The 21,959-nt window shown below is 67.9% G+C and carries 25 protein-coding genes and 1 pseudogene; 20 read left to right on the forward strand and 6 right to left on the reverse strand.

Annotation, left to right across the window (positions count from 1 at the left end; translation table 11 throughout):
- The 11 genes from V7Q39_RS09645 to V7Q39_RS09695 form a co-directional block, all read left to right on the forward strand.
- On the forward strand, positions 1-536 hold a 536-nt coding region (locus V7Q39_RS09645; protein ID WP_333816360.1), incomplete at its 5' end, for a UbiA family prenyltransferase.
- Positions 536-730: a hypothetical protein gene (locus tag V7Q39_RS09650; protein WP_333816361.1), complete on the forward strand. Its 195-nt coding sequence runs from the start codon at positions 536-538 to the stop codon at positions 728-730. The genes V7Q39_RS09645 and V7Q39_RS09650, both read left to right, overlap by 1 nt.
- Positions 727-1,317, forward strand: coding sequence for a cytochrome c oxidase assembly protein (locus V7Q39_RS09655; RefSeq protein ID WP_333816362.1), 591 nt, complete (start codon positions 727-729; stop codon positions 1,315-1,317). The genes V7Q39_RS09650 and V7Q39_RS09655 overlap by 4 nt, the downstream gene beginning before the upstream one ends.
- A gap of 24 nt (positions 1,318-1,341) precedes the next feature.
- The gene (locus tag V7Q39_RS09660) at positions 1,342-2,145 is read left to right on the forward strand and encodes a cytochrome c oxidase subunit 3 (protein ID WP_333816364.1); all 804 of its coding nucleotides are present in this window, start codon (positions 1,342-1,344) and stop codon (positions 2,143-2,145) included.
- A gap of 66 nt (positions 2,146-2,211) precedes the next feature.
- Positions 2,212-2,880 carry an SURF1 family protein gene (locus tag V7Q39_RS09665; protein WP_333816365.1) on the forward strand — a complete coding sequence of 223 codons (669 nt, stop codon included), beginning with the start codon at positions 2,212-2,214 and terminating at the stop codon, positions 2,878-2,880.
- Positions 2,881-2,891: 11 nt separating this feature from the next.
- Positions 2,892-4,277: a threonine synthase gene (gene thrC, locus V7Q39_RS09670; RefSeq protein ID WP_333816386.1), complete on the forward strand. Its 1,386-nt coding sequence runs from the start codon at positions 2,892-2,894 to the stop codon at positions 4,275-4,277.
- A complete protein-coding gene (locus tag V7Q39_RS09675; RefSeq protein WP_333816366.1) occupies positions 4,277-5,533 on the forward strand; it encodes a M16 family metallopeptidase in 1,257 nt (418 codons plus the stop codon). Before thrC ends, V7Q39_RS09675 begins: the two co-directional genes overlap by 1 nt.
- Complete coding sequence (locus tag V7Q39_RS09680; RefSeq protein ID WP_333816368.1) at positions 5,533-6,117, forward strand: GNAT family N-acetyltransferase; 585 nt, start codon at positions 5,533-5,535, stop codon at positions 6,115-6,117. The genes V7Q39_RS09675 and V7Q39_RS09680 overlap by 1 nt, the downstream gene beginning before the upstream one ends.
- Positions 6,118-6,254: 137 nt before the next feature.
- Positions 6,255-6,785 (forward strand): DUF1697 domain-containing protein, encoded by a 531-nt coding sequence (locus V7Q39_RS09685; protein WP_333816369.1) that lies wholly within the window; start codon positions 6,255-6,257, stop codon positions 6,783-6,785.
- A 56-nt stretch (positions 6,786-6,841) separates the two neighbouring features.
- Positions 6,842-7,642 (forward strand): MBL fold metallo-hydrolase, encoded by an 801-nt coding sequence (locus V7Q39_RS09690; protein ID WP_333816370.1) that lies wholly within the window; start codon positions 6,842-6,844, stop codon positions 7,640-7,642.
- 44 nt (positions 7,643-7,686) lie between these two features.
- Positions 7,687-9,096, forward strand: a complete 1,410-nt coding sequence (locus V7Q39_RS09695) for an FAD-binding oxidoreductase (protein WP_333816371.1) — start codon at positions 7,687-7,689, stop codon at positions 9,094-9,096.
- Between the two features lie 233 nt (positions 9,097-9,329).
- On the opposite strand, the gene V7Q39_RS09700 is transcribed toward V7Q39_RS09695, so the two are convergent.
- The 6 genes from V7Q39_RS09700 to V7Q39_RS09725 form a co-directional block, all read right to left on the reverse strand.
- The gene (locus V7Q39_RS09700) at positions 9,330-9,863 is read right to left on the reverse strand and encodes an adenine phosphoribosyltransferase (protein WP_333816372.1); all 534 of its coding nucleotides are present in this window, start codon (positions 9,861-9,863) and stop codon (positions 9,330-9,332) included.
- A gap of 7 nt (positions 9,864-9,870) precedes the next feature.
- Positions 9,871-10,341, reverse strand: coding sequence for a DUF2269 family protein (locus V7Q39_RS09705; protein ID WP_333816373.1), 471 nt, complete (start codon positions 10,339-10,341; stop codon positions 9,871-9,873).
- Positions 10,341-11,585 carry an SDR family oxidoreductase gene (locus V7Q39_RS09710; protein WP_333816374.1) on the reverse strand — a complete coding sequence of 415 codons (1,245 nt, stop codon included), beginning with the start codon at positions 11,583-11,585 and terminating at the stop codon, positions 10,341-10,343. The genes V7Q39_RS09705 and V7Q39_RS09710 overlap by 1 nt, the downstream gene beginning before the upstream one ends.
- Positions 11,586-11,589: 4 nt before the next feature.
- Positions 11,590-12,456, reverse strand: coding sequence for an S-methyl-5'-thioadenosine phosphorylase (locus tag V7Q39_RS09715; protein WP_333816375.1), 867 nt, complete (start codon positions 12,454-12,456; stop codon positions 11,590-11,592).
- A gap of 207 nt (positions 12,457-12,663) precedes the next feature.
- A complete protein-coding gene (locus V7Q39_RS09720) occupies positions 12,664-13,953 on the reverse strand; it encodes a benzoate/H(+) symporter BenE family transporter (protein ID WP_333816376.1) in 1,290 nt (429 codons plus the stop codon).
- A 648-nt stretch (positions 13,954-14,601) separates the two neighbouring features.
- Entirely contained in the window at positions 14,602-14,817 is a 216-nt protein-coding gene (locus V7Q39_RS09725) for a DUF1127 domain-containing protein (RefSeq protein WP_333816377.1), read from the reverse strand.
- A gap of 249 nt (positions 14,818-15,066) precedes the next feature.
- On the opposite strand from V7Q39_RS09725, the gene V7Q39_RS09730 reads away from it, so the two are divergent.
- The 9 genes and pseudogenes from V7Q39_RS09730 to V7Q39_RS09770 all read left to right on the forward strand — a co-directional run.
- A complete protein-coding gene (locus V7Q39_RS09730) occupies positions 15,067-16,140 on the forward strand; it encodes an Mrp/NBP35 family ATP-binding protein (protein ID WP_333816378.1) in 1,074 nt (357 codons plus the stop codon).
- Positions 16,141-16,300: 160 nt separating this feature from the next.
- Complete coding sequence (locus tag V7Q39_RS09735; protein ID WP_333816379.1) at positions 16,301-16,774, forward strand: VOC family protein; 474 nt, start codon at positions 16,301-16,303, stop codon at positions 16,772-16,774.
- An 11-nt stretch (positions 16,775-16,785) separates the two neighbouring features.
- Entirely contained in the window at positions 16,786-17,400 is a 615-nt protein-coding gene (locus V7Q39_RS09740; RefSeq protein ID WP_333816380.1) for a dihydrofolate reductase family protein, read from the forward strand.
- An 18-nt stretch (positions 17,401-17,418) separates the two neighbouring features.
- Positions 17,419-17,877, forward strand: a complete 459-nt coding sequence (locus V7Q39_RS09745) for a VOC family protein (protein WP_333816381.1) — start codon at positions 17,419-17,421, stop codon at positions 17,875-17,877.
- 16 nt (positions 17,878-17,893) lie between these two features.
- The gene (locus V7Q39_RS09750) at positions 17,894-18,523 is read left to right on the forward strand and encodes a TetR/AcrR family transcriptional regulator (protein ID WP_333816382.1); all 630 of its coding nucleotides are present in this window, start codon (positions 17,894-17,896) and stop codon (positions 18,521-18,523) included.
- Positions 18,524-19,160: 637 nt separating this feature from the next.
- A complete protein-coding gene (locus V7Q39_RS09755; protein ID WP_333816383.1) occupies positions 19,161-19,664 on the forward strand; it encodes a division/cell wall cluster transcriptional repressor MraZ in 504 nt (167 codons plus the stop codon).
- A 4-nt stretch (positions 19,665-19,668) separates the two neighbouring features.
- Positions 19,669-20,688: a 16S rRNA (cytosine(1402)-N(4))-methyltransferase RsmH gene (rsmH, locus tag V7Q39_RS09760; RefSeq protein ID WP_333816384.1), complete on the forward strand. Its 1,020-nt coding sequence runs from the start codon at positions 19,669-19,671 to the stop codon at positions 20,686-20,688.
- Positions 20,688-21,044 carry a cell division protein FtsL gene (gene ftsL, locus V7Q39_RS09765; protein ID WP_333816385.1) on the forward strand — a complete coding sequence of 119 codons (357 nt, stop codon included), beginning with the start codon at positions 20,688-20,690 and terminating at the stop codon, positions 21,042-21,044. The genes rsmH and ftsL overlap by 1 nt, the downstream gene beginning before the upstream one ends.
- A pseudogene (locus tag V7Q39_RS09770) lies at positions 21,041-21,959 on the forward strand (penicillin-binding protein 2); the annotation flags it as partial. The gene ftsL and the pseudogene V7Q39_RS09770, both read left to right, overlap by 4 nt.

Consider the following 21,959-nt stretch of genomic DNA (forward strand, 5'->3'; position numbering starts at 1 on the left):
TCGTCTATTCGATGTGGCTGAAACGCTCGACCCCGCAGAACATCGTGATCGGCGGCGCGGCGGGGGCGTTTCCGCCGATGATCGGCTGGGTGGCGGCGACGGGGTCGGTCTCGGTCGAGGCCTTTTTGATGTTCGCGCTGATCTTCATGTGGACGCCGCCGCATTTCTGGGCGCTCGCGCTGTTCATGAAGGAAGATTACCACGCGGCGGGCGTGCCGATGCTGACGGTGACGCATGGCCGGAAGGCCACGCGGGCGCACATCCTGGCCTATACGATCCTTCTGGTGCCGGTCGCTCTGGGGGCCGCGGTGACGCAGATCGGCGGGCCGCTGACGCTGGCGGTGGCCGTGGTGCTGAACGCGGGCTTCGTTCTGGGTGCGGTGCGGCTGTGGCGGCGCGACGAGGTGATGGCAGAGGCCGACAATTATGCTGCCGAAAAGGCGTTCTTCCGGTTTTCCCTGCTGTACCTGTTCCTGCATTTCGCGGCCTTCCTGGCGGAAGCGGCGCTGAAATCGGTGGGGCTGGGGGGCTGGTGATGAGCTTCCGGCCCGAACATGAGCTTCACAAGCGCCGGTTCAGCCGGAACCTGGGCGTGGGGCTGACGCTGGCGGCCTTCGTCGCGCTGGTCTTCGCGCTGACGGTGGTCAAGGTGAAGCGGGGCGATCCGATGCAGGGCTATGACCATGTGGTCCAGCCTTCTTCGGTGCCGAAAGAGGAGGTGCAGCCATGATCTTCCCAAGGCTTACGGGCAAGAACCGCACGCTGGTGCAGCTTGTGGCCGTGGTCCTGACCATGGGCTCGCTCTCGTTCGCGGCGGTGCCGTTCTACAGCTGGTTCTGCCGGGTGACGGGTTATGGCGGCACGCCGCAGCGCGCCGAGGCGGCGCCGGGGGTGATCCTCGACCAGACCGTGAGGATTCGCTTCGACGCCTCGGTCGACCAGAACATGCCGTGGAGCTTCAAGCCGGTGGTCCGCACGATGGAGCTGCGGATTGGCGAGACGGGGCTGGCCTTCTACGAGGCGCACAACCCGACCGACCGGGTGATTGCGGGCACCGCCAGTTTCAACGTCTTCCCTGACACGTCGGGCGGTTATTTCACCAAGATCGACTGCTTCTGCTTCTCCGAACAGGTGCTGCAGCCGGGGGAAACCGTGCAGATGCCGGTCAGCTTTTTCGTCGACCCCGCCATTCTCGACGACCCGGACGGGAAGTTTGTGCATGAGATCACGCTCAGCTATACCTTCCACCAGACACCGCTGCCCGAGAAACAGGCAGCTCTTGAACCCCCCGCAGACGATGCATCTGCGGTGAACTGAGACACAACGAGGGAAACCCCGGCCATGGCCCACGCGAAGAACCACGACTACCACATCCTGCCGCCCTCGATCTGGCCGCTGTTCGGGGCCGTGGCGGGCTTCGTGATGCTGTTCGGCGCGGTCTTGTGGATGCACGGCTCGGCACCCTGGATGGGGCTGATCGGGCTTGCGGGTGTGCTGTACACCATGTTCGCGTGGTGGTCGGAAGTGGTGCACGAGGGGCAGACCGGCGACCATACCCCGGTCGTCCGCCTGGGCCTGCGCTACGGGTTCATCCTGTTCATCATGTCGGAAGTGATGTTCTTCTCGGCCTGGTTCTGGACCTTCTTCAAGCACCGCATGTATCCGATGGGGCCGCAGTCCCCGGCCGTCGACGGCGTCTGGCCCCCCGCCGGGATCGAGACCTTCGACCCCTGGCACCTGCCCTTCATCAACACGCTGATCCTGCTGCTGTCGGGCTGCGCCGCGACCTGGGCGCACCATGCGCTGGTGCACGAGAACAACCGCAAGGACCTGGTGAACGGGCTGATCCTGGCCATCGGTCTGGGCTTCATCTTCACCCTGCTGCAGGCCTACGAGTACAGCCACGCGGCCTTCGGTTTCGCCGGCAACATCTATGGCGCCAGCTTCTTCATGGCGACGGGCTTCCACGGTTTCCACGTCATCATTGGGACGATCTTCCTGACCGTCTGCCTGATCCGCGCGCTGAAGGGGCATTTCACCCCCGAGCAGCATGTCGGCTTCGAGGCCGCAGCCTGGTACTGGCACTTCGTCGACGTGGTCTGGCTGTTCCTGTTCGCCGCCATCTACGTCTGGGGCCAGGGCTGACCCTTCGCCTCTGACAAGCCAGAAGCGCGGGCCTTCGGGCCTGCGCTTGCATTTCCGGGGATGCCGATGCGCCGATATGTCTTTCCGGTCCTGATGGGGATCGTCGGGGTTGCCGTGCTGATGAGCCTTGGCTTCTGGCAGCTCAGCCGGATGGAGGAGAAGCGGGTCTATCTGGACGAGATCGCGGCGCGGATTTTCAATGCGCCGATCCCGCTGCCGGAGGTGCCGGACGAGAACCGGGACAAGTTCCAGGCGGTGTTCGCCGAAGGGCGCTTCACCGGCGAGTATCTGGAGGTGCTGGCGGGGCAGACGGGGGCGAGCCCCGGCGTGCTGGTGATCGAGGCGTTCGCGCTGCCGGGCGGGCGGCGGATCATGGTGCAGCGCGGCTTCATCGAGGACGAGGCGCGGGGAGTGCCGCGCGCGCCGCATGAGGCGAAGGTCGAGGGCAACCTGCACTGGCCGCAGGACACCGGCAGCTTCACGCCGCCGCCGGATGCGAAGACGGGCCTGTGGTTCGCGCGCGACGTCTCCACGATGGCTGTGAAGCTGGGGACGGAGCCCACGCTGATCGTCGCCAGCGCCCCCACCGGTGACGGCATCGCGCCGGTGCCGGTCGACACTTCGGGCATCCCCAACGACCATTGGGGCTATGCGATCCAGTGGTTCCTTCTGGCGGCGACATGGGCGGGGATGACAGTCTTTCTTGTCTGGCGTATCAGGACGCGGAAGGTGTGAAGGCGATGGCAATGCAATATATCTCGACCCGCGGCGCGGCCCCTGTCCTTGGCTTCGGCGAGGCGATGATGACGGGCCTTGCCCGCGACGGCGGGCTTTATGTGCCGGATACGATCCCGGTGATGACCAAGGCCGAAATCGCGGCGCTGGCGGGGGCGCCTTACGAGGAGGTCGCCTTCCGGGTGATGCGGCCCTATCTGGGCGGGTTCTTTTCGGACGACGAGTTCAAGGGCCTGATCGCCAAGGCCTATGAGGGCTTTCACCACGCCGCCCGCGCACCTTTGGTGCAGCTCGGGTCGAACCATTTCCTTCTGGAGCTGTTCCACGGGCCGACGCTGGCCTTCAAGGATTTCGCCATGCAGCTCATCGGGCAGATGATGCAGGCGGCTTTGGCCAAGACCGGGGAGCGGATCACCATCGTCGGTGCGACCAGCGGCGATACCGGGTCGGCGGCGATGGAGGCCTTCCGGGGGCTTGCCAATGTGGATGTGTTCATCCTTTTCCCGCATGGCCGGGTGTCGGATGTGCAGCGGCGGCAGATGACCACGCCTTCGGAGGCCAACGTCCATGCGCTGGCAATGGACGGCGACTTTGACGACTGTCAGGCCCGCGTGAAGGACATGTTCAACGACTTCGCCTTCCGCGATGGCGTGCGGCTGGCCGGGGTGAACAGCATCAACTGGGCGCGGGTTCTGGCGCAGGTGGTCTATTATTTCTACGCCGCCACCGCCCTGGGCGCCCCGCACCGGGCGGTCAGCTTCACCGTGCCGACGGGCAATTTCGGCGACATCTTCGCGGGCTACATCGCCAAGCGGATGGGCCTGCCCATCGACCAGCTGGTGATCGCCACCAACCAGAACGACATCCTCGACCGGGCTCTGCGCTCGGGCGACTATCGGACCGACGGCGTCAGGCCGTCGATGAGCCCGTCGATGGACATTCAGGTGTCTTCCAATTTCGAGCGCGCGCTGTTCGATGCCTATGGCCGCGACGGCGCAGCGGTGGCGGCGCTGATGGGCGAGCTGAAATCCGGCGGGTTCCGGATCAGCCAAGGCGCTATCGAAGGCTTGCGGGCGACCTTCGCCTCGGGCCGCTGTTCCGAGGAGGAGACGCTGGCGGTGATCGCGCGGCACTGGAAGACGACGGGGGAACTCCTCTGCCCGCATTCCGCCGTGGGGGTGAAGGTGGCGGAAGAGCATGTGGGCGCGCCGCCGATGATCACGCTGGCCACCGCGCATCCGGCGAAATTCCCCGATGCGGTGGAACGGGCGACCGGAATCCGGCCGGGCCTGCCGCCGCATATGGCGGACCTGTTCCAGCGCAAGGAGCGGATGACGCGGGTGCCGAACGACCTTGCCGTGTTGCAGGCGCTGGTCCGCGAAAGGATCCATCGTTGATGCAGCAACTGCACACCCTGCCGAACGGCTTCCGCATCGTGACCGAGGCGATGCCGGGCCTGCAATCGGCCAGCGTCGGCCTGTGGGTCGAGGCCGGGGGCCGGCACGAGACGCCCGAGCAGAACGGCATCGCGCATTTCCTGGAGCATATGGCGTTCAAGGGCACCCGGCGGCGGTCGGCGCTGCGGATCGCCGAAGAGATCGAGGATGTGGGCGGGTATATCAACGCCTATACCAGCCGCGAGATGACCGCCTATTACGCGCGGGTCCTGTCCGGCGATGTGCTGATGGCGCTGGACGTGATCGCCGACATCGTGCTCAACCCTCTGTTCCGCAAGACCGATATCGAGACCGAGCGGCACGTCATCCTGCAGGAGATCGGCCAGGCGCTGGACACGCCGGACGACATCATCTTCGACTGGCTGCACGAGGTGAGTTATCCGGACCAGAGCTTCGGCCGGACGATCCTGGGACCGGAAGAGCGCGTTTCGGCCTTTCGCAAGGTGGATTTCGAAGGCTTCACCGGCAGGCACTACGGGCCGGACCAGATGATCCTGTCGGCGGCCGGGGGCGTGGACCATGCGGCGGTGGTTGCTGCGGCGGAACGGATTTTCGGCGGGCTGAAGGCGGTGGGGGCCTCGAAGGTGGAACCCGCGCGCTTTGTCGGTGGCGAGCGGCGCGAGATCAAGGACCTGGAGCAGGTGCATTTCGCGCTGTCGTTCGAGGCGCCGGGCTACCGTGACGACAAGGTCTACACCGCGCAGGTCTATGCCACCGCAATGGGCGGCGGCATGTCGAGCCGCCTTTTCCAGCGCATCCGCGAGGACCGGGGCCTTTGCTATTCGATCCATGCGCAATCGGCGGCCTATGAGGATACCGGACAGGTCACGATCTACGCCGGAACCTCGGAGGCCGAGATCGGGGAACTCACCCGGTTGACGGTGGACGAGTTGCGGCGTGCGGCGGCGGACATGACCGAGGCCGAGGTGGCGCGGGCGCGGGCGCAACTGCGGGCGGGGTTGTTGATGGGGCTGGAAAGCCCGTCCTCACGCGCGGAACGCAATGCGCGGCTGTTGTCGATCTGGGGCCGGGTGCCCGACGTCGCCGAGGCCGTGGCGAAGATCGACGCGGTGGATACCGGCGCGGTGCGCGGCTATGCGGCGGAACTGACCGGGGCAAAGGCGGCGCTGGCGGTCTATGGGCCGGTGGCGGCGGCGCCCGGCATCGAGGAAGTCCGGCGGGGGCTTGCCCCCTGATGCTGGGCCTGAAGCGCCGCGTCCGGGTCGAGACCGAGCGGATGACGCTGCGGCTGCCCGAACATGCCGACTGGCGGCAATGGTCCGAGTTGCGCGAAGCCTCGGCGGAATTCCTGGTGAAATGGGAGCCGGTATGGTCGACCGACCACCTGACGCGGCGGGCCTTCACCAACCGGGTGTACTGGGCGCAGCGGGCGGAGGCGCAGGGCCAGGCGCTGCCGATGCTTCTGATCCGGCGCGCGGACAACCAGCTTCTGGGCGCGCTGACGCTGGACAACATCCGCCGCGGCCCGGCGCAGACCGGCACCTTCGGCTACTGGATCGGCGAGCCCTTCGCGCGGCAGGGCTACATGCGCGAGGCGATCCTGGCGCTGACCCATCATGCCTTCACGCGGCTGGACCTGTCGCGGCTGGAGGCGGCCTGCCTGCCGGAAAACCTGCCCTCGCGCGGGGTGCTGGAAAAGTGCGGCTTCAAGTATGAAGGCGTGGCGCAGAGCTACCTGCAGATCAACGGACGCTGGCGCAACCACGTGCTTTACGCCAACCTCAGGGGCGACCGGCGCGGACGGACCGACGTGGGCTGAGGGCGCAGCGCCTGCTGAATTGAGCGCTGACGCGCAATCCTTTCGTCTCGCGGCTTTGCGTGAAGGACGCAAAGTCGCTCGGAACTGCCTCCGGCGGGGATATTTGGGCAAATGTGAAAGGCATTCGGGAGGGGTGCATGGCACGGTGGGTCGCTCTGTTGCGGGGGGTAAACGTCGGGGGAGCGGGGAAGCTGCCCATGGCGGAATTCCGGGAGATGCTCGGGGGCATGGGCTTCGGGGCGGTGCAGACCTATATCCAGTCGGGCAACGCGGTTTTCGACAGCGATTTGGAAGCGCCGGACCTGGAAGGGATGATCCGGGAGGGCATCGCGGCGCGGTTCGGGTTTTCGCCGGAGTGTTTCGTTCTGGCGGCGTACGAACTTGCTTCCGCGCTGGCCGACCATCCTTTCGCCGGGGCCGAGCCGAAGCTGGTGCATGTGATCTTCCTGCGCGAGACGCCGGTTCCGGACGAGGCCGCCCTGCGCGCGCTGGCCCTGCCGGGTGACGGCTGGCATATCGGACCGCGCCGGTTCACCCTGTCGACGCCGGGCGGCTATGGCACGTCGAAGCTTGCGGAAAAACTGCCGAGGCTGCTTCCCGGCCCGATGACCGCGCGGAACCTGCGGACTATCGCCGCCCTCCACGCGCTGGCAATCGCGCAGGCGTGATCGTCCTGTCGCGTGCGATCCGGGTTACGCTTGCCGGGAAGCCCCGGAGGTGACGGATGCGCCTGCTCGCCGCCCTTGCGCTTGTCGCGACGCCCGCCCTGGCGCAGGAGCGGATCGCCTCTCATTGCATCGCGGTGGCGGCGGCGGAGCCTTCGGTGGTGCCGGCGGCCTTGCAGGACGGGCTGGAGCCGGACTCTGTCCTGATCCGCTACCTCGACCATGCGAGCTTTGCGATCGTGACGGCGGACGGCACGGTGGCGGTGACGGATTACACCGGCTATCTGGGCACGCAGGACCTGGTGCCGGACGTGGTCACGATGAACAGCGCGCATAACTCGCACTGGACCGCCGCGCCCGACCCGCGCATCCCGCATGTGCTGAAGGGCTGGCCCGAGGGCGGCAGGCCCGCCGAGCACCGCCTGGACCTGGGTGCGATGCTGGTGCGCAACGTGACGACCGACACGAGAGGGCCGTTCGGCGAAGGCGCGATGCGGGACGGCAATTCGATCTTCATCTTCGAGGCGGGAGGCCTGTGCATCGGCCATCTTGGCCATCTGCACCAGATCCCGAGCGACGAACAATATGCGGCGATCGGGCGGCTGGACGTGGTGATGGTGCCGGTCGACGGCGGCTATACGATGCGGCTGGAGGATATGGCGGGGGTGGTGCGGCGGCTGCGGTCTTCCGTCGTCATCCCGATGCACTGGTTCAGCGGGGCAAGCTTGCAGGCTTTCCTCGCCGACATGGCGCCGGAGTTCACCGTGGTCGAGACCGGCGGGGCGCAGATCGCCCTGTCCTTGCACGACCTGCCGTCGCAGCCGACGATCATGGTGCTGGAACCGGCCTGGCTGGACTAGCCTCTCCCGCCCGCCTTGCTATGAAGGACGGGAAGGAGACGCCGATGCTGAACCCCTGCGATCCCGCTTTCGTCGCGGCCCTGGCTGACGTGGTGCCCGAGGGGGTGCTGTCCGCCCCGGAGCCCCGGCATCTGGAGGAGCCGCGCGGCCGCTGGACCGGTCAGGCGGGGGTGCTGGCGCGACCCCGGACCACGGCGGAGGTGGCGGCACTGGTGCGCGCCTGTGCCGGGGCGCGGGTGGGGGTGGTGCCCGTCAGCGGCGGGACGGGGCTGGTGGGCGGGCAGACCCTGACCCTTGGCCCGGCGCCGCTTCTGTTGTCGCTGGAGCGGATGGTCGCCTTGCGCGGCATCTGGCCGGAAGAAAACGCCATGGTGGTCGAGGCCGGGATGGTGCTGGCCGACGTGCAGGCCCATGCGGCGTCGGTCGGGCGGCTGTTTCCGCTGTCGCTGGCGTCGGAGGGCAGTTGCCGGATCGGCGGGAACCTGGCCTCGAACGCCGGGGGGACCGCGGTCCTGCGCTATGGCAATGCGCGCGACCTGTGCCTGGGGCTGGAGGCGGTCTTGCCGGACGGGACGGTGTTCAACGGGCTGACCCGGCTTCGGAAGGACAACGCGGGTTACGACCTGCGCCACCTTCTGATCGGGTCGGAAGGCACGCTGGGGGTGATCACCGCGGCGAGCCTGAAGCTGTTCCCGCTGCCTGCGGCGCGCGTGGTGGCGCTTCTGGCGGTGCCCTCGCCGGGGGCGGCGCTGGACCTTCTGGCGCTGTGCGGCGAGCGGGTGGCGGGGCTGGTTTCCGGCTTCGAGCTGATCAGCCGGACGGGCTTCGACTTTCTGGCCGAGACCGGCTTCGATCTGCGCGCGCCCTTCGATCCGGTGCCGGACTGGCTGGTGCTGCTGGAACTGGAACTGCCCGCCGGGCTGGAGCCGGAGGCGGTGATGGCGGGGCTCTACGAGGCGGGGGCAGGGGCGGGGCTGGTGACGGACGGGGTGATCGCGACCTCGGAAGCGCAGGCGGCGCAGCTCTGGGCTCTGCGCGAGACGATCCCGCTTGCCAACCGCAGGGTGGGGGCGGTGTCGAGCCATGACATCTCGCTGCCCCTGTCGGCGATCCCGGGGTTCATCGCGAAGGCGCCGGGGGTGATCGCCGGTCTGGGAGAGTTCCGGGTGAACTGCTTCGGGCATCTGGGCGACGGCAACCTGCACTGGAACGTCTTCCCGGCGCGGGGCCATGCGAAGGGCGAGCATGAGGGCGTGCGCGATGCCGTGAAGACGGCGGTGCATGATCTGGTGCATTCGCTGGGTGGGTCGGTCGCGGCCGAGCATGGGGTCGGGCGGCTGAAGGTTGCGGACCTGGCGCGCTATGGCGATCCGGGGAAACTGGCGGCGATGCGGGCGATCAAGGCGGCACTGGACCCTGCGGGGATCATGAACCCGGGGGCGGTATTGGGATGAGCCCGCCGGACTGAAACATCCCCGCCGCGAGGCGAACCTGCGACGGGGTGCTTTGGGGGTGTGTGGGTCACGCTGTGGGTAGCAGCGCGGTCAGGGTGGGTAGCCCTGACAAGGACCTCTTGTAGGGTGATTCTCTTTCAGGACGGTTAACGGGATCCCGTCCGACAGTGCGCGGTTGCGATTTCTTGGAAGAAACCGGTCCGGAGTTCTCGAAAGCTCCGGTGGAGGCGCCGTCAGAGCCCCTCGAACGCGCAGAGCGCATGGACGTCCATGCCCAGCCCCTCCAGCTTTTTCCGGCCGCCGAGGTCCGGCAGGTCGACCACGAAGGCGCAGCCGATCACCTCGGCGCCGAGCCGCTCGATCAGCCGGATGCCCGCTTCCGCCGTGCCGCCGGTGGCGAGAAGGTCGTCGACCAGCAGCACCTTCTCGCCCGGCTGCATCGCGTCGTCATGTACCTCGACCACTGCCTCGCCGTACTCCAAGAGGTAGGCCTGCGAGATGGTCTGGCCGGGAAGCTTGCCCTTCTTGCGGATCGGGACGAAGCCGGTGGACAGCTGGTGCGCCACCGCGCCGCCAAGGATGAAGCCGCGCGCCTCCAGCCCCGCGACCTTGTCGATGCGCATCCCGGCATAGGGGGCGAGGAGCTGGTCCACGCACATCCGGAAGCCGCGCGGATCGGCGAAGAGCGTGGTCACGTCGCGGAAGAGGATCCCCTCATGCGGGAAGTCGACGATGGTGCGGATATAGTCCTTGACGGTCTTGGCCATGGGTTCCTCAGAAGAAGGCGACGGGTTTCGATACCATCAGCCAGAACACCGCGACAAGCGCGCCGAAGCCGGGCCAGCCGAGGAGGAACCAGAAGTGGTAGAGCCGCCGCGCCTCCTCTGGCACCGGGCCGGGCGGCGCGGCGCGGCAGAGGTCGCGGATGCGATATTGCAGGGCGACGACGGGCAGCCAGGCCGCAAGGGCGATCAGGTAGAGCGCATAGGTCAGGAGGAGCCAGGGCTCGGTCAGGCTCCACCCGGAAAGATGGGCGAGCCAGAGGCCGGTCAAGGGTTGCACCAGCCCGGCGGGCAGGGTGAAGAGCCAGTCGGCGGCGACCACGCCGGAGCCCACGCCCGCGACCACCTCGGCCCGATTGCCGCGCATGGCCCAGACCATCTGGAAGGCGGTGCCGATGCCGGTGCCGAACAGCACGGTGGCAGAGAGGATGTGCAGGGTTTTCGCAAGAAGGTAGGCGTCCATCAGCGTTCCTCGACCAAAGCGAGATGGGTGAGGAGCAGCGCAAGGATGGGCAGGTTCTTCAGGAGACCGCCGTAGGGGTCGAGCCAGAGCGCCGGGGCAAGGACGGTGAGCCCGGCGGTATAGGCGAGGACGAGGGCGATCTGGGTCAGGGCGACAGGCCGGGGCCGCCAGTTGCGCAGGAGGGCGAGGCCGAGGATGAGATCGAGCAGGCCGAACCCGCGCGCGAGGAGGACGGCCAGGGGCTCGGGCAGGGGCAGGCCGGGGACGAAGCTGGTTGCCGGGGTGGTCAGGCCGAGGAGGGCGGAGGCGAGCCAGAGGGCGGCGAGGGTCAGGCGGATCAGGGGTTTCAGGAGATAGAGGCGGGCCTGCCAGAGGTCTTGCGTCCCGGCCGGGCGGGCGTTGAGGAAGGTGGAGACCGCGCGGGGCCGGGCCTTGAGCCGGGCGAGAAGGGGTGCGGGATCGGCAAGGACCCCGGCCTGAAGCTGGGCGACGGCGGTGGCCGAGACCGGCCCGATCCGCAGCGCGTCGCCCAGATGCCCGAGCGTCATGGCTACCTTGGTGGGCAGGTGCAGACGGGGCACCTCGGCCAGTCCCAGCCAGCGACGATAGCTGGACAGGAGGTCCGATTGCGTGACGACTTCCGGCCCGCCGATGTCCCAGGTGCCCCGCAGGCCGGTGTCCAGGCATTCGGCCACCACCTCGGCCAAGTCGGCGGCGTGGATCGGGTTGAAGGGCTGCTGTCCGTCGCCGACCACCGGCAGCCGGAGTGGCATCGCGGCGAGCGCGCGGAGAAGGGAGGAGCCGCCGTAGGAGGTGTCGCCCAGGACCAGTCCGGGGCGCAGGATGCAGTGGCTGGCGAAGAGCGCCTCGGTTTCGCGGCGCCAGCGGGCGAAGGGGGTGTCGGCCCCGGTGCCGACGGCGGAGATCAGCAGGGCAGGACCGTGGAGGGCCTGCAAGGCGGCGCGGGGCGCGTCGTGGTGGACAGCGCGGAACGCGGCTTCGGGTCCGGTCAGGACGCCGGCGGCGTTGATGAGCGCCGCGCCTTCGGTCAGGTGCGGGGTCCAGAAGGCGGGGGAATGGCTGGCGGGATCGGTCAGCTCGGCGCGGAGGGTGGCAAAGCCCATGGCCTCCAGCCGCCGGGGATTGCGGGCCTGGGCGGTCACGGCCCAGGCCTTCGCCCGGAGCCCGAAGGCGAGGTGGCGACCGATGAAGCCGTCGGCCCCGAGGATCAGGACCCGCCGCATGAGGCTAGAGGACCCGGCCCGCCACGGCGTCGAGCTTGGCCAGCAGCTCGGGGTCGCGCTTGTCGGGGGCGGTCATCAGGGCATGGGTCAGGGCGCGGTCGCATCCATGCGGGCAGGGCTGACGGTCGGCATCCATCAGGGCGGGCAGGCGCGCGACGAGGCCGCGGGCGGCGGCGGCATTGGCCTGGACCACGGCGATAACCTGCGCCACGTCCACCGCGCCGTGGCTGTCGTGCCAGCAGTCGTAGTCCGTCACCATGGCAAGCGAGGCGTAGCAAAGCTCGGCCTCGCGGGCGAGGCGGGCTTCGGACATGCCGGTCATCCCGATCACATCGGCCCCCCAGGCGCGATACATCCGGCTTTCGGCGCGGGTGGAGAACTGGGGACCCTCCATCGAGAGGTAGGTGGCATTCTGGTGGACGGTCAGGCCTTCCTCGCGGGCGGCCCGGGCGGCGAGCGTCCCGAGGCGGGGGCAGGTCGGGTCGGCCAGGCTGACATGGGCGACGCAGCCGGGGCCGAAGAAGGACGGCGGTCTTTGGGTTGTGCGGTCGATGTACTGATCCACCACCACGAAGTCGCCGGGGGCGAAGTCCTCGCGGAGCGAGCCCACGGCAGAGACGGCGAGGAGGTCGGTGCAGCCCAGCCGCTTCAGCGCGTCGATGTTGGCGTGGTAGGGAACCGATGTCGGGGAGTGGACATGACCTCGTCCATGCCGGGGCAGGAAGGCGACGGGCAGGCCGTTCAGGCGGCCGACCAGCACCTCGTCCGACGGCTTGCCCCAAGGGGTCTTCACCCGGACCCGGCTGGCGCCTTCGAGGCCGTCGATCTGGTAGACCCCCGATCCTCCGATCACGCCGAGCATGGTCTGCATGGGGGTCCCCTCTGGTTGGCCGGGCGGGAGGATAGCGGGGGCGGGCCAAGCTGTCCACGGTGGGCGGGCAAGGCGATTGCAGATATTTCAAGGGGTTGGCTGCGGGCGTTAGGAAAATGTTAGCATGTGTGGGAGGCAAAATCCTTCGAAGGATTTTGGCAAATCTTTTCGAAAAGATTTGCGCCTGGGTCTAGCGTGGAGCCTGTTTCACTGCTGTCTCGCAGGCTTCGCAGGCAACGGGTCTGCTGACAGCCTGCTGTCAGGAGAGTTTCGGGTGGGAATGCTCGTCGGTGGCTTCGTCCCTCCTCGCCCGGCTGCGACGAGAGACGACGTCGAACGAGGAGCGGTCAGGCGCGTCGGGGTCTTTGCGTGCTCCAGCCCCCAGGCGACCAGCCCGACCATCAGCCCCCAGAAGGCGGCGCCGATGCCGAAGGCGGCGATGCCGGAGGCGGTGGTGACAAGGGTCAGCGTGGCGGGCAGGCGCTGGTCCGCGTGGGCGAAGGCGGCGGTCAGCGCGCCCGTCAGCGGGCCGAGGAGGGCGAGGGCCACGAGGGCCGCGACCACCGGGGCGGGCAGCGCGGCGAGGAGTTGCAGGACGGTGGGGGACAGGAGGCCGAGAAGCACCCAGAATCCGGCATAGGCGGGCCCCACGATCCAGCGGCGGTCACGGTCGGGGTGGACATCCGGGCCGAGGCAGATCGCGGCGGTGATTGCCGCCATGCTGATGGTATGGGCGCCGAAGAAGGCGGTGATGGTGGAGATCAGGCCGGTGGTGGTCAGCGCGGCCGAGACAGGCGGCTCGTACCCTGCGGCGCGCAGGGTCGCGAAACCGGGCAGGTTCTGCGACGCCATGGTGACGAGGTAGAGCGGCAGCGCGAGGCCGAGGATGACGCCCGGGCGAAACTCCGGGAGCACGGGTTCCAGCACGGGCGCGGAGAGGCGGAGGGTCGAGAGGTCCGACCCGGTGAGGAGGGCCAGCGCGATGCCGGTGGCGAAGGCGGCCAGCGTGGCCATGGCCGGGTTCCAGAGCCGGACGGTGAGGAAGACCGCGACCATCGGCAGGACGAGGGCAGGAAGACCTTGCGCGGCGGTCGCGCCCTTCAGGCAAAAGGGCAGGAGAACGCCGGACAGCATCCCGGCCGCGATGCCGTCGGGGATGCGGGCGATGAGAGTGCCCAATGGGCGGATGAGGCCGGTGGCGGCGATGAGCAGGCCGGTGATCACGAAGGCTCCGACGCCTTCGGCGAAGCTGATGCCATGCGTCGCGGCGATCAGTGCGGCGCCGGGGGTGGACCAGGCAAGGACGACGGGGACACGCGAGCGCCAGGAAAGCAGGGTGGAGCCCAGGGCCTTGCCGAGGCAGATGGCGAGAAGCCAGCTGGCGGTCTGCCCGGGCGTGGCGCCCAAAGCGGTGGCCGCGGTGAGCAGGATCGCGACCGAGGCGGCATAGCCCACGAGCGCGGCGACGGCGGCGGCGGAAAGGACCGAGGCCCGCATGATGGCTCCCAGACGGCTGTGTCGCCGGGACTATTTCGCGGGCCGACTGCGGCTGCAAGGGGGCTTCGGGGGGGAAAGGCGGCGACCCCCAAGGGAGGAGGAGAGGGGGCCGCCGCAACTCGGTGCGCCCGGGAGGAGGGTGGGCGACCGATGGGGGTCGGGCCTGCGCGGCCCGGAAAGGAGGGCAGCGGTGCCAGGGAGGAGGTTGGCACCGCCGCTTACCAGACGCCAGGGAGGAGGAGAGGCGTCCGATCGGTGTGGGCCCTGCGGCCCGGAATGGGAGCGGCGATGCCGGGAGGAGGGTGGCACCGCCGCGATCCTTCAGCCCCGGGAGGAGGTGGGGCCTTCGGGAAGATTGGCGCGGCGGGGCCAGGGAGGAGGAGAGGCCCCGCCGCACGGATCAGGCGACCCGAGGGAGGAGGGTGGATCGCCCGATGGGGTTGGGCCTGTGCGGCCCGTAGAAGGAGCGGCAATGCCAGGGAGGAGGTTGGCACCGCCGCATTACCGGACGCCAGGGAGGAGGAGAGGCATCCGATCTGTCTGGACCTTTGCGGTCCGGGTAGGGGCGGCGGTGCCCAGGGAGGAGGAGGGGCATCGCCGCATCGCCCGAGGTTCCCAGGGAGGAGGGAGGGAACCCCTGGCGAAATCTTACTTGCCGTAGGCGGCCTCGCGGGCGATCTCGGTGATGCCGAGGCGCGAGATGCCGAGATCGGCGAGCTCACGGTCGGTGAGCGAATTCAGTTCAGCCACCGTGCGGGCATAGGTGCGGCGCTGGTTGATCGCGGTCAGGACGACGTCCTTCGCAACAGCCAGGCGGTCAGCGAAACCCTTGCGGGCGACGGGAGCGGTGTTCACATAAGCCATGTCACTCAAGCCTCTTCAGTTTCATCAGCAACGTTCTGTCGCGCTGTTAGGGGTAACATGAACCTCATGCTGCAGATGCACAATAGCGGGTCTAAACAATGCTGCCATGCAGCATCTGCATGGCTGGGGTCACGAAAATGTCATGATTTATTAAGGTCTTCGCCGAATTTTTGAGCATTTGGTCAACGGACCTTGCCCTTGCGCCGAAACGCTACGACCTTAGAGCAAATCTTCAGCGGAGTTGGAACGATGGCGGTGGATCGGGAGCAGGTGATGCAGGTCCTTGCGGGGGTGGCGCACCCCGGCGGGGGCGATCTGGCAGGCCGGGATTTGATTCGCGCGCTCTCGGTCGAGGGGGGTGTGGTGCGCTTCGTGATCGAGGCAGCGACGCCCGACGAGGCGCGGGCGCTGGGCCCGGCGCAGGCCGAGGCGGAGGCCCGGCTGAAAGCCCTGCCGGGGGTGACGTCGGTGCAGGTGGTGATGACGGCGCATGGCCCCGCGGCGAAGCCTCCGCCGCCGTCGTTGAAGATCGGCCAGCATCCGACACCGCAGGCGGGCGGGCCGCAGCGGATATCGGGGATCGACCGGATCATTGCGGTGGCCTCGGGCAAGGGGGGCGTCGGGAAATCCACCGTCGCCTCGAACCTGGCGGTGGCGCTGGCGCGGCGGGGGCGGCGCGTGGGATTGCTCGATGCCGATATATATGGACCGAGCCAGCCGAAGATGATGGGGGTGAACCGTCGGCCCTCGTCGCCCGACGGCAAGACCATCGAGCCTCTGGTCGCGCATGGGGTGACGATGATGTCGATCGGCCTGATGCTGAAGGAGAACGAGGCGGTGGTCTGGCGCGGGCCGATGCTGATGGGGGCCTTGCAGCAGCTTCTGGGGCAGGTGGCCTGGGGCAAGCTCGACGTCCTCATCATCGACCTGCCGCCGGGGACGGGGGACGTGCAGCTGACGCTTTGCCAGCGGACGCAGCTGACGGGGGCCATCGTCGTTTCCACCCCGCAGGACGTGGCGCTGCTGGATGCGCGCAAGGCGCTGGACATGTTCGGCAAGCTGAAGACCCCGATCCTGGGTCTGGTGGAGAACATGTCGACCTATGTCTGCCCGAACTGCGGGCATGAGAGCCATATCTTCGGCCATGGCGGGGTGGCGGCCGAGGCGCGCAAGCTGGACCTGCCGTTCCTGGGCGAGCTGCCGCTGGCGCTGGACGTGCGGGTGGCAGGGGATGCGGGGACGCCGGTCGCGGCGACCGACAGCCCGCTTGCCGAACCCTATCTCGCGCTGGCCGACCGGCTGATCGCGGGCGGGATGGGCTGAGGTCTTTCCACAGTGCTGCCTTGCCTGAAACCCGCCCGAGTGGCGGGTTTTTGCTTGGGGCGGGATTTCGGATTGATAACATACCAACTGGTTGGTATCTTTCTTGTATGACCGGCGAGTCGCATCTCGCGGCAGCTGATGTTTTCGAGGAGGAAAGACGATGACCCACAACATTCGCACCTGTCTCTGGTTCCGCGATGGCCGTGGCCCGGAGGCGGCGAAGTTCTATTGTGACCTGATCCCCGGCAGCCGGGTCGAGCGCAGCTTCGGCGCCGATGCGGGCATGGGGCCGTTCACGGTGACGGACTTCAATCTGGGGGGCACGCCCTACCAGATCCTCGATGCCGGGCCGCATTTCACCCTGACCGAGGCGGTGTCGATCAGCGTCGAGACGGACGATCAGGCGGAAACCGACCGGCTTTGGGCGGCGCTGACGGCGGATGGCGGCGAGGAGAGCGTCTGCGGCTGGCTGAAGGACCGGTTCGGCGTGTCCTGGCAGGTTTTCCCGCGGCGCCTGACCGAGCTGACGTTGAGCAAGGACCCGAAGGTCTCGGCGGCGGCGACGGCGGCGATGATGAAGCAGAAGAAGATCGACATCGCCGAGATCGAGGCGGCGGTCGCGGCAGCGGGCTGAGGGGGATGGACATGCGCAAGATCAGGATCATCGAGCATATCTCGCTGGATGGGATCATCCAGGGGCCGGGCGGCCCGGAGGAGGACCCGAGCAACGGCTTCAACCACGGCGGCTGGGCCTTCCCCCATCATGACGAGGCAGGGGGTATGGCCATCGACAAGGCGCAGGGGCAGGGGTTCGACCTGCTTCTGGGCCGCAGGACCTATGACATCTTCGCGCGCTACTGGCCGCAAGGAAAAGGTTCCATGGCCGACAGCCTGAACGGGGCCCGGAAGTTCGTCGCCACGCACCGGCCCGACAGCCTGGACTGGGGGCCGGTGGAAGGTTTGGGGCCAGACATCGCCGCCGGTATCCGCAAGGTGAAAGAGGCGGGCGGGCCTGACCTGATCGTCTGGGGCAGCTCCACGCTGACGCCGCTTCTGATCGTCGAAGGGCTGGCGGACGAGGTGGTTCTGCTGGTCTTCCCGGTGATGATCGGGCGGGGCAAGCGCATCTTCTCGGACGGGGTGCAGCCTGCCGAGCTGAAGCTGATCGAGAGCAAGACTTCGCCCTCGGGCGTGGTGATCTCCACCTACCGGCCCGCCGGGGCGATGCGGACCGGCAGCTTTTCCGAAGAGCCCGCGTGACGGGCAAGGGAGGACAAGATGAACGACACGACCCAGGACCACCGGTATCGGCCCGAAGACCGGATCATGCAGGGGGTGATCCCCTATCTGTGCCTGCCGGGAAAATGTGGCGAGGCGGCGGAGTTCTACATCAAGGCTTTCGGCGCCAGGGATATCGGCCGGATGCCGATGGAGAACCAGCCAGGCCAGTTCATGCACCTGCAGCTGGAGATCAACGGTGGAGCGTTGATGCTGACCGACTATTCCGACATGTCCTCGGCGCAAGGCGGCGACAACCCGATTCCGCGCGGGCATCTGCAACTGGTGGTGCCCGACGGGCAGGCCTGGTGGGACCGTGCCGTGGCGGCGGGCTGCACGGTGCTTGCCCCCTATGAGCGCCAGTTCTGGGGCGACACCTGGGGTCTTCTGTCCGATCCCTTCGGGCTGAAATGGGCGGTGTTGACACCTGATCCCGCCCTTTGGGACAAGGGGGCATGACGCCCAGGGTGCCAGAGTGACCATTGCCAGGGAGACGAAGGCCCCCCGTGTTCCCCGGGGCGAAGCGCGCGCGCGGCTGATCGAGGCCGCGCGGAGCCTCGTGCGGCACCGGGGCTTTGCCGCGACTTCGGTCGATGACCTTTGCGCGGCGGCGGGGGTGACGAAGGGGGCCTTCTTCCACCATTTCGCCAGCAAGGAAGCGCTGGGCGTCGCGCTGGTCGACGACTGGACGCAGATGACTGGGGCGATGTTCGCCGCGCATCCCTACAATTTCCTGCCCGATCCGCTGGACCGGGTCTTCGGCTATCTGGACCTGCGGCGCGAGCTTCTGGGCCAGCCGCTGCCGGAATTCTCCTGTGTCGCCGGGACGACAGTGCAGGAAGCCTATGAAACTTCGCCGCCGATCCGCGAGGCGGCGGAGCGCAGCGTCCGGTCAGGCTTTGCGCATGTGCTGCCGCATCTGGAACAGGCTCTGGCGGCGCATCCGGTGCCGGGGGTGACGGCGGAAGGCCTGGCGCAGCAGTTCCAGGTTGTGACCCAGGGCGGGATCATCCTGGCGAAGGCGTTGAACACCCCCGCGCCCGCGCGCGAGGCCTTCGACCATCTGGAGCGCTACCTGCGGCTTCTGTTCGGACGGGCTGTCTGACGGACACCCCTTAAATCCGTTTGCCCAACCGCAGGGCATGATGTGCGGATTTCGAATCACAGGTTTCGGGAAATCGTGGGAGACGGGTCATAAGATCTGTTTCCGACGGCACGATTCGGGCAGATTCTCCGGGATCGAGGCTGGATTTTCTTCTGCTCACGGATGCGTCACGCAGAGTCTTGGGAAATCACGGGACTGTCATCGGGTGTGACGGTGGCACAAGATGTAGGGGAGAAGATTGGCAGCTTTGCCTAGAAATTGGAGAAAGTTCGGGAATTGCGGCACAAGATGCTGCTTTCCAGAGGCCTTCCACACAAGATGAGGCCCCCCCCTCCCAATTTTTCCCTTGCTTTCCCATGAAATCCCGGCCAAGTTGACCTCACGACGATGCGATGGGCAGTGAAAGTCAGGGGCGGACGAAAGACCCCGAACAAGGCGTAAGGCAGCTTCATACAGGCAGCCCCTTTCATCGGCGAACAAGGATCCGGCGCGCGAGCGAGCAGACATCTCCCCCAGGTGGCGCGCGTAGCTGGACGCCCAGCGATGGGACAGCGGCGGATCGGGTAGTGGCAGCAACCCGGTCCGCCTTTTTATGTCCATCGCCCGGGGTTCGACGTGGAATTGAAAAGGCCAGGCAATGGCAGAGGCGTTCAGAGGCGAGTTCTACCAGAAGGTAGACGGGAAGGCGCGGGTCTCGATCCCGGCGGCCTTCCGGGTCGTCTTAAACGCGGACGATCCCCAGAAAGGCGAAAAGGGCGGCGCGCGGCTGGTGCTGGTCTATGGCGGCAAGGCGCGCAATTTCGTCGAGGGGTATTCCAAGCGCGGCGCGGACCAGCTGGCCGCCGACATCGAGGCGATGGAGATGGGCTCGCCCGAACGGGTGCGGGCCGAGCGCGACCTGATCAGCCGGTCGGTGATGGTCGAGATCGACGCTGATGGCCGTATCGTCCTGCCGCCGCGCGTGCGCGAGAAGATGGGCTTCGCGGGTGACCTGCCCGGCGAGGCCGAGGCCGCTTTCGCGGGCTTCACCAACCGCTTCCGGCTGTACCGGCGCGAGGTCTACGAGGCCGAGCTTGACGCCGAGGACGAGGACGACACCGATCCGCTGACCCTGGTCGGGCGGCACAAGCGGACGGGGTAGGGCGATGCAGGGTCCGCTGCCCCGGTCCTCTGAAACTGGCCGCCCGAGTGAAGATCCCCATATCCCGGTCCTGATCGACGCGATCCTGCGGGAATGTGCGCCTGTCTCCGGCGTCTGGCTGGACGGGACGCTTGGGGCCGGCGGCTATACCCGCGCGCTGCTGGCGGCGGGGGCTGCCCAAGTCATTGGGGTGGACCGTGATCCGCTGGCCCTGCGGATGGCCTCGGAATGGGCCGCGCCCTATGGCGATCGGGTGAGGCTGGCCGAGGGAACCTTCTCCGATCTGGACGAGCTGGCGGGCGAGGCGCTGGACGGGGTGGTGCTGGACCTTGGCGTCAGCTCCATGCAGCTCGACCAGGCCGAGCGCGGGTTTTCCTTCATGAAGGACGGCCCGCTCGACATGCGGATGAGCCAGTCGGGCGAGAGCGCCGCGGACCTAGTGAACGGGGCGGAGGAGGGGGTGCTGGCCGACATCCTCTATCACTACGGCGAGGAGCGGGCCTCGCGGCGGATCGCCCATGCCATCGTGGCGGCGCGGGCGGTCGAGCCGGTCACGACCACGGCGAAACTGGCGGAGATCGTGGCGAAATGCCTGCCGCGCCCGAAGCCGGGCCAGTCGCACCCCGCGACGCGCAGTTTCCAGGCGATCCGCATCGCGGTGAACACGGAATTTGCCGAACTCGCCGAGGGGCTGAACGCCGCCGAACGCGCGCTGAAACCCGGCGGGCTGCTGGCTGTCGTCACCTTCCACTCCCTCGAAGACCGGATCGTGAAGCGCTTCTTCCAGCTTGCCTCGGGCCATGAGGCCAATGCCAACCGCTATGCCCCGGCAAAGGCCGACACCACGGCGCGGTTCGATATGGTCACGCGCAAGGCCGTCGCCCCGGATGAGGCCGAGATTGCCCGCAACCCCCGTGCGCGGTCGGCGAAGCTGCGGGTCGGGCGGCGGACCCAGGCGCCTGCGAAGACGCTGTCGGCGGCCGAGCTGGGCCTGCCCGAGATTCAGAAGAAAGGACGCCGCTGATGCGCCCCGTGCTCTATGTCCTGTCCTTCCTTGCGCTGATCGCGCTGGGGTTCTGGGCCTACCGCGAGAATTACGCGACGCAGGCCGCGCTGAAGGAGGTCGAGCGGCTGCAACGGCAGATCTCCGGCCTGCGCGAGGCGCTGACGGTGCAGCGGGCGGAATGGGCCTATCTCAATCGCCCCGACCGGCTGCGTCAGCTGGCGACGGCCAATTTCGACCGGCTGGGCCTGATGCCGATGGAGCCCTCGCAGTTCGGCACCGCGGCGCAGGTCGCCTATCCGGCGGCGAAACTGCCCGAGATCAGCTTCACCACCGATATCCAGGGCACCATCGGCTCTGGCGCGGAGGGTCTGTGATGCGCACGCCGCTTCGTCCGCTCGCCCGTATCCTGCAAGCCCGGCAAGAGGGGCTGAACCCCGACAGCATCGAGCGCGAGAATTTGAAGCTCCGACACGAGGCGGCGCGCGAGAAGGCGCGGGGCCGGGCACAGCTGCGGCTGATGTTCCTGTGCCTGAGCTTCGTCGCGGCCTTCGTCTCCATCGGCGCGCGGATGGGGCTGATGGCGGCCACCGACCCCGTCGAGCCGAGGTCGAGCGCCCCGGGGGCCGAGATCATCGCGCAACGCGCCGACATCACCGACCGCAACGGCCGGGTGCTGGCGACCAACATGACGACCCACGCGCTTTATGCGCATCCGAAGGTGATGGTCGACCCGAAGGGCACGGCGGTGAAGCTGGCGGAAATCTTCCCCGAGCTTGACCCGAAGGCGCTGGAGCGGCGGTTCACCGACGGCCGCAGCTTCGTCTGGATCCGGAAGGTGCTCAGCCCCGAACAGATGCAGCGGGTGCATGAGATCGGCGATCCCGGTCTGCTCTTCGGCCCGCGCGAGATGCGGCTCTATCCGAACGGGACGCTGGCGGCGCATGTCCTCGGCGGCACCTCTTTCGGGGCCGAGGGCGTGCATTCGGCGGAAGTGATCGGCGTCGCGGGCATCGAGAAAGCGATGGACGCGCGCCTTCGCGACCCGGCGCAGGGTGGCGAGCCGCTGACCTTGTCCATCGACCTGACCCTGCAATCCACCATCGAGGAGGTGCTTGCCGCCGGCATGGGGATGCTGAACGCCAAGGGCGCCGCGGCGATCCTGATGGACGCGCGGACGGGCGAAATCCTGGCGCTCGCCTCGCTGCCGACCTTCGACCCGAACGACCGGCCGAACCCGCTGGTCGACAAGAATGCCGAACCCGGCGACAGCCCCCTGTTCAACCGCGCGG

The sequence above is a fragment of the Tabrizicola sp. genome, assembly GCF_036781545.1.
Lineage (GTDB): Bacteria > Pseudomonadota > Alphaproteobacteria > Rhodobacterales > Rhodobacteraceae > Tabrizicola.